The 2,273-nt window shown below is 40.2% G+C and carries 2 protein-coding genes; both read left to right on the forward strand.

The genetic code is table 11. The annotated features are described in order from the left end of the window. Positions 1–249 precede the first annotated feature (249 nt). Complete coding sequence (locus GXZ13_04845; protein ID NLX75148.1) at positions 250–1,365, forward strand: DUF917 domain-containing protein; 1,116 nt, start codon at positions 250–252, stop codon at positions 1,363–1,365. Between the two features lie 40 nt (positions 1,366–1,405). After that, the coding region (locus GXZ13_04850; GenBank protein NLX75149.1) for an ABC transporter permease at positions 1,406–2,273 on the forward strand (868 nt) is incomplete at its 3' end.

The raw sequence follows: 2,273 nt of genomic DNA on the forward strand, positions 1-2,273 counted from the left end.
CCTCTTACATGGGTTAAGTGCATATATCACAAGCTGGAAAATGAGCAGTGGCACATAGAAGTATAATAATTCATTCAGTACAATAAATACAAGCTCTTCAATCATGTATCTTCACATTTTGACTGTTTTTATGGTGTATTTACTAAAAGACGTATTACAGTCACATTTCAGTAAAATGCGTGTTCGTGGTAAAAGAAGTTTGTCTAGGCAGAAGAATTATTAAAATTTTTGGAGGTTTGTATGCCAACGATGAAGTTAGAAAATCGACAACAAGTTGAAGATTTTGTTCGGGGATGTACTTTTTTTGGTACCGGAGGAGGAGGACTACCGGAGAATGGAATTGATTCTCTTATGACTGCTTTAAACGATGGGCATGAGATTGGATGGGTTGATGCGGAGAGTATTCCTGATGATGCCATGAGTGTTTGTCCTTTCTTAATGGGATCAATAGCGCCGCATACAGAAGACACTATAAAAGAAATGTCATCTTATGGTATGACAGATGAGACAAGTGTAAATCCAGAGAGAGATCGTATGAGTAAGGCGATCGGTGAACTTGAAGAATATACTAAACAAAAGTTTGACGTTATTGTCCCGATAGAGCTTGCCGGAGCGAATGCGTCTGCAGCCATTGCCGCTGGTGCTCAGAGAGGTATGGTTACTGTAGACGGAGATTATACTGGCAGAGCAATCCCTGAAATTGTCCAAATTACATATAATTATGATGGACATAAGCTTGCTCCAATCGCTTCAGTTGATGAATGGGGCAACGTCTGTATTATCAAAAATGCAATCAATCCACGTACGACTGAACATCTGGGCAAACTGATCAGTGTTGCCGGCTATGGCTTAGCTGGACAAGCTGGAATGGCTTTGGAAGCCAGTAAGATGAAAAAAACTGTGATTAAGAATACCTTAAGTGAATCCTATGAAGCGGGCAAGCTTTTGCGTGAAGCTAAGGAAGCAGGTAAAGACTTTGTTCAGGAGTTAATGACCTTTCTGGGAGGATATGTAATAGGTCGCGGTGTCATTGTTGAAAAAGATGATCGTGATACTGATGGCTATTATTGGGGAACATATACAGTTGATTGCGGCGAAGAAGAGCTTAAAGTTTGGTTCAAAAATGAGAACCATGTTTTGTGGAAAAATGGATCTCCCTACATAACTAGTCCGGATCTTATATGTGCCATTGATACCGATACTGGTGAACCTGTTCCTAACCCTTCATCCTACGAAGGACAGAATGTCGCTATTGTTGCTTTAGCCTGTAAGGATGAACAGAAAAACAGCACTTTGTTAACACCGAGATATTTCGGCTTTGATATTGATCATGTACCGATTGACAGTGTAATTAAAGAAAGATAGCTTGTTTGCCAAATCCTGCATTATTGAAATATTTTCAATAATGCAGGAAATAGTTAGTTCACATGAAAGGACATATGCGATGGGTCGATATATCGGGAAAAGGATACTGCAAAGCCTCTTAGTTATTCTAGGCGTCTCTATATTAATATTTATATTGTCTCGTGTTATTCCCGGAGACCCAGGAAGGCTGGCTCTGGGGCCGAGAGCTACACAAGAAGCTGTTGATGCCTTGAATAGAGAACTATATGTGGATAGGCCCTTACCTGTACAGTATGTTTATTGGTTACGCGATGTATTTAGAGGCGATTTAGGTACTTCAATAATAACACGCAGATCTGTGAGCCTGGATGTTAAACAATTTCTCCCCGCTACAATTGAGTTAATGCTCTTTGCCGGCTTATTTATGACCCTTGGAGCCATCTTCTTAGGTAAAAGAGCAGCAAAACATAGAGATGGTGTTATTGATGGATTGGTTAGATTTTTGTCCTATGCAGGAATTGCTATGCCTGCATTTGTTGTAAGTATACTTTTATTACTCCTTTTTGGTCACTTTTGGCAAGTTATTCCTGTTTTAGGACGCCTGAGTCCTGGAGTGGCTGCCCCAAATCGTGTGACGGGGTTGTTTTTTATAGATTCCTTATTAGCAGGACGATTTGCAACAGCCTGGGATGCATTTTTACATATATTGCTGCCTGCTTTTGCATTGTCCTTAGGGGGGATGTTTCAAAATGCGCGTTTGATGCGAAATGCTTTGGTTGAAAATTCAGGTAAAGAATATATGACAGTATCCCGTTCTTACGGATTGCCAGAGAAAAGATTACTTAATAGATATTTAATGAAGCCGTCTTCAGGATCCGTCATAACTGTAATGGGATTAGACTTAGCTGCTATGTTGGGAAACGCTTTCC

The organism is Synergistaceae bacterium (genome assembly GCA_012728235.1).
GTDB lineage: Bacteria > Synergistota > Synergistia > Synergistales > Synergistaceae > JAAYFL01.